6 protein-coding genes are annotated in these 4474 nt (G+C 74.1%); 5 read left to right on the top strand and 1 reads right to left on the bottom strand.

Features of this window, described 5'->3' with window-relative positions:
• From GFJ45_RS16530 to GFJ45_RS15200, 5 genes are all read left to right on the top strand, one after another.
• A partial coding sequence (locus GFJ45_RS16530; protein WP_194288713.1) for a DUF6703 family protein occupies positions 1-321 on the top strand: 321 nt, incomplete at its 5' end.
• Positions 322-368: 47 nt separating this feature from the next.
• Complete coding sequence (locus GFJ45_RS15215) at positions 369-1388, top strand: metal ABC transporter substrate-binding protein (RefSeq protein ID WP_153398699.1); 1020 nt, start codon at positions 369-371, stop codon at positions 1386-1388.
• Complete coding sequence (locus GFJ45_RS15210) at positions 1385-2224, top strand: metal ABC transporter ATP-binding protein (protein ID WP_228387143.1); 840 nt, start codon at positions 1385-1387, stop codon at positions 2222-2224. Before GFJ45_RS15215 ends, GFJ45_RS15210 begins: the two co-directional genes overlap by 4 nt.
• Positions 2224-3246, top strand: coding sequence for a metal ABC transporter permease (locus GFJ45_RS15205; protein ID WP_228387141.1), 1023 nt, complete (start codon positions 2224-2226; stop codon positions 3244-3246). The genes GFJ45_RS15210 and GFJ45_RS15205 overlap by 1 nt, the downstream gene beginning before the upstream one ends.
• Positions 3243-3644, top strand: coding sequence for a Fur family transcriptional regulator (locus GFJ45_RS15200; RefSeq protein WP_153398695.1), 402 nt, complete (start codon positions 3243-3245; stop codon positions 3642-3644). The genes GFJ45_RS15205 and GFJ45_RS15200 overlap by 4 nt, the downstream gene beginning before the upstream one ends.
• A gap of 27 nt (positions 3645-3671) precedes the next feature.
• Here the strand turns inward: GFJ45_RS15200 and GFJ45_RS15195 are convergent.
• A partial coding sequence (locus GFJ45_RS15195; protein WP_228387139.1) for an isoprenyl transferase occupies positions 3672-4474 on the bottom strand: 803 nt, incomplete at its 5' end.

Raw genomic sequence — 4474 nt, 5'->3', positions numbered from 1 at the left:
GACAGCCGGGAGGAGTTGCCGTCGGCGGCCACCCCGCCGGGCGCGGTCCGCCAGGCGGTCGAGCGCGCCAGCACCCCCGCGCTGCGGCGGCTGGCCGACCTGCCGGCGTGGTTGCCGTTCCTGACCATGCTCACCCTGATCCTGGTCGGCTCCTTCCTGGGCGGACCGGTCGGTGCGGTCGCGGTCGCCGTGGCCGCGCTGGTCATCGGCTGGCTGCTCTACCTGTCCTGGCCGCACCTGCGCGGCACCGAACGGCTGATGCGGCTGGCGGTGCTGCTGCTGGTGGTTGCGATCGCGACCACCAGGTTGCTGCCCCAGTAGCCACCCTGCTTTGACAATCATTATCAATATCGCACAGACTCGGGGCCATGACCCGCTCCCGCGCCCTCCTGCCCGCGCTGCTGACCGCCGGTGCCCTGCTGGCCGGCTGCGGGGAGGGCGCGCCCGGAGGATCCGGCGAGGCGGCCGGTGGGGCCGGCGGCTCCCTCACGGTGACGGCCGGCTTCTACCCGCTGGAGTTCGCGGTCGAGCAGGTGGGCGGCGAGCTGGTCGAGGTGGTGCCGCTGACCGCCACCGGTGTCGACCCGCACGACCTCGAGCTCAGCCCCCGCACCGTCGCCGAGCTCGGTGACGCCGACCTGGTGGTGTACGCGGCGGGTATGCAGCCGGCGCTGGACCAGGCCGTCGCCCAGCAGGCACCGGACCGCTCCCTGGACGTCACCGGCGCGGCCGACCTGGTCGTGACCGGCACCGGCGACGACCACGCCAGCCACGACGAGCACGAGGACGACCACGCTGCCGAGGAGGGGGCGGACGGGCACGACCACGCTGCCGAGGGGGGCGACGGGCACGCCCACGACCAGGGCGGCCAGGACCCCCACTTCTGGCTGGACACCGAGCGCTACGGCGCCGTCACCACCGCGGTCGCCGAGCGGCTGGCCGAGCTGGACCCCGACCACGCCGAGCAGTACCGGGACAACGCCGAGGCCATGATGACGCGGCTGCAGGCCCTCGATGAGGAGTTCGCGACCGGGCTGGCCGACTGCGCCAGCGATACAGTCGTCACCTCCCACGCGGCGTTCGGGTACCTGACCGACCGGTACGGCCTGCAGCAGGTGGCCATCACCGGCCTGTCACCGGAGGCCGAGCCGACGCCGGCCCGGATGGCCGAGATCTCCCGGGAGGTGGAGGAGCACGGCGTGGACGCGGTCTACGGGGAGGTGCTGTTCGGTGAGGAGCTCGCCGAGGCGGTCGCCACCGAGACCGGCGCGCAGGTGCTGCTGCTGGACCCGCTCGAGGGACTGACGGACGCCTCCCCCGGGTCGGACTACTTCGAGGTGATGCGCGCCAACCTGGCCGCCCTCCAGGACGGGCTGGGGTGCGCGTGACCGGCGCCACCGAGGCCGTGGTCCGGCTGCGCTCGGCCGCCTTTGGCTACGCCGGCCGGCCGGTGGTGACCGGGCTGGACCTGACGGTGCGGCGAGGCGAGGTGGTCGCCCTGCTGGGCCCGAACGGCTCGGGCAAGTCCACCCTGGTGCGTGGCCTGCTCGGCCTCAACGACCACCTCGGCGGGCGGGCGGAGCTGTTCGGCACCCCGCTGGCGGACTTCCGTCGCCGCACCCTGCTCGGCTACGTGCCGCAACGGCACACCCTCTCCGGCTCGGTGCGCTCCACGGTGCGCGAGGTGGTGACGACCGGCCGGCTCCCGCACCGCCGCTGGTGGCAGCCGCTGCGCCGGGAGGACCGCCGGGCCGTCGAGGAGGCGCTGGCGACCGTCGGGCTGCTCGACCGGGCCACGACCGACGTCGCCACCCTCTCCGGTGGGCAGCAGCGACGGGTGCTCATCGCCCGTGCCCTGGCCGCCCAGCCCGAGGTGCTGATCATGGACGAGCCCACCGCCGGCGTGGACGCCGGGAGCCAGCTGGTCCTCGGCCAGGTGCTGCGGCGGCTCGTCGCCACCGGTGTGACCATGGTCGTCGTCACCCACGAGCTGGCGGCGCTGCGCGGCGTGGTGGACCGGATCGTGGAGATGGACGCCGGGCACGTGACTTTCGACGGCACCCCGAAGGGGTACGCCCAGCACCAGGCGCACGCGGTCGCGGCGACCTCGGCCGCCAGCCACGGTCACCACCACGACGAGGAGCTGGCGCCCGAGCCGCCCGGCCTGCTGGGGACCGGTCCGCTGGACGCCCCGCTCTCGGCCCGCGAGCGCAGGGAGGGGTGATGGGCATGGAGATCCTCGCCTTCGACTTCATGCGGTACGCGTTGCTGGCCGCGCTGCTGGTCGGGCTGGCGGCGCCGCTGGTCGGGATCTTCCTGGTGCAGCGGCGCCTCTCCCTCATCGGTGACGGCATGGGGCACGTGGCGCTGGCCGGCGTGGCCATCGGCGTGCTGACCGACCAGCAGCCGGTGCTGACCGCCCTGGTCGCGGCCGCGGCAGCCGGCGTGGCGATCGAGCTGATCCGGATGCGGGGCCGCACCAGCGGCGACGTGGCCCTGGCGGTCATGTTCTACGGCGGCATCGCGGCCGGCGTGGTCATCATCAACCGCGTCGAGGGCAGCCAGACCTCCAGCCTCACCGGTTACCTGTTCGGGGCGATCACCACCACCACTCCCGGTGACCTGGTCATCTTCGCGGCGCTCAGCGGGGCCATCGTGGTCGTGACCATGCTGCTGCGGCAGCGGTTGTTCGCCGTCGCCGGCGACGAGGAGTACGCCCGGGCCACCGGGCTGCCCGTGACCGCCCTCAACCTGCTGCTGTCCGTGCTCACCGCGGTGACCGTGGTGGTGGCGATGCGGGTGGTCGGGCTGCTGCTGATCAGCGCGCTGATGATCGTGCCGAACGCCGCCGCGCAGCAGGTCGCCCGCAGCTTCCGCTCCGCGACCTGGTGGGCGGTCGGTTTCGGCGTGCTGTCCTCGGTCGGCGGTGTGGTGACCAGCTTCTACGCCGACACCGCGACCGGCGGCACCATCGTGCTGCTGGCCATCGGGCTGTTCCTGGTCACCGCCGGCGCGGCCGGGATCGTCCGCGGCGTTGCTGCCGCCCGGCACCGCGTGGCCGAGCGCCACCCCCACGAGCACGGCCCGGGGTGCGGGCACGAGCCCGTCCGGCACGGTGACCACGTCGACTACCTGCACGACGGGCACCGGCACGCCCCGCACGGGGCCCACTACGACGAGCACGCCCACGAGGGCGGCAGCCGACCAGCGTCCGGCACCGGCCAGGACGAGGTGAGGAGACCATGAGCACGTCCCGCAGGCGACCGACCCGGCAGCAGGCGGCCGTGGCCGCCCAGCTCGAGCGCAGCGAGGACTTCCGCAGCGCGCAGGACCTGCATGCGCGGCTGCGCGAGGAGGGCTCCACCGTCGGGCTGGCCACGGTCTACCGGACCCTCACCGCCCTGGCCGAGTCCGGTGAGGTGGACGTGCTGCGCACCGATGACGGCGAGGCCGTCTACCGGATGTGCAGCACCGGACACCACCACCACCTGGTCTGCCGGGACTGCGGGCGCACCGTCGAGATCGAGGGTCCGGCCGTCGAGCGCTGGACCGAGCGGGTCGCCGGCGAGCACGGCTTCACCGACGTGGGCCACACCCTGGAGCTGTTCGGCCGCTGCGCAGACTGCTCGGCAGCACGGGCCTGAGCCGCGGGGCCGGGCGTCCCCGGCCCGTCAGCCCGGGCGACCGGTGGTAGCGGACCGGTCCACTGCGCCCCCGTAGCGGCGGTCGCGACCGGCGTAGAGCTCGATCGCCCGCCACAGGTCGCGCCGGTCGAAGTCGGGCCAGAGCGTGTCCAGGAACACCATCTCGGCGTAGGCGCTCTGCCAGAGCAGGAAGTTGGAGGTGCGCTGCTCCCCCGAGGAGCGCACGAACAGGTCCACGTCCGGCAGCCCCGGGTGGTAGAGGTGCCGGGCGACGGTGCGCTCGTCGATGCGGGCCGGGTTCAGCCGCCCGGCCGCCACCTGCTCGCCGATGGCCCGCACGGCGTCACCCACCTCGGCACGACCGCCGTAGTTGACGCAGAAGTTGAGGGTGATGACGTCGTTGTCGCGGGTGCGCTCCTGGGCCACCTCCAGCTCCTGCACCACCGAGCGCCACAGCCGAGGCCGCCGGCCGGACCAGACCACGCGCACCCCCCAGGAGTCGAGCTCGTCGCGGCGGCGCCGGATGACGTCCCGGTTGAACCCCATGAGGAAGCGCACCTCCTCCGGGGAGCGCCGCCAGTTCTCGGTGGAGAAGGCGTAGGCGGACACGGTTCCCACGCCGATCTCGATCGCCCCGGCGATGACGTCCAGCAGCGCCGCCTCCCCCGCCTCGTGCCCGGCGGTGCGCGGCAGCCCGCGGGCGTTGGCCCAGCGCCCGTTGCCGTCCATCACGATCGCCACGTGCCCGGGCACCAGCCCGGCCGGCACGTCCGGCGGCCGCTCACCCGACGGGTGCGGGAACGGCGCGACCGGCTCCCGCCGCGCAGATC

Origin of the sequence: Ornithinicoccus halotolerans (assembly GCF_009602535.1) — a bacterium.
GTDB classification, from domain to species: domain Bacteria; phylum Actinomycetota; class Actinomycetes; order Actinomycetales; family Dermatophilaceae; genus Ornithinicoccus; species Ornithinicoccus halotolerans.
This window is presented reverse-complemented; position numbering and strand designations above follow the sequence as displayed.

Excerpts from the sequence above, each read along its gene's own strand:
- GFJ45_RS15215 (WP_153398699.1), top strand. The coding sequence starts at position 369 with ATGACCCGCTCCCGCGCCCTCCTGCCCGCGCTGCTGACCGCCGGTGCC.
- GFJ45_RS15205 (WP_228387141.1), top strand. The coding sequence starts at position 2,224 with ATGGGCATGGAGATCCTCGCCTTCGACTTCATGCGGTACGCGTTGCTG.
- GFJ45_RS15200 (WP_153398695.1), top strand. The coding sequence starts at position 3,243 with ATGAGCACGTCCCGCAGGCGACCGACCCGGCAGCAGGCGGCCGTGGCC.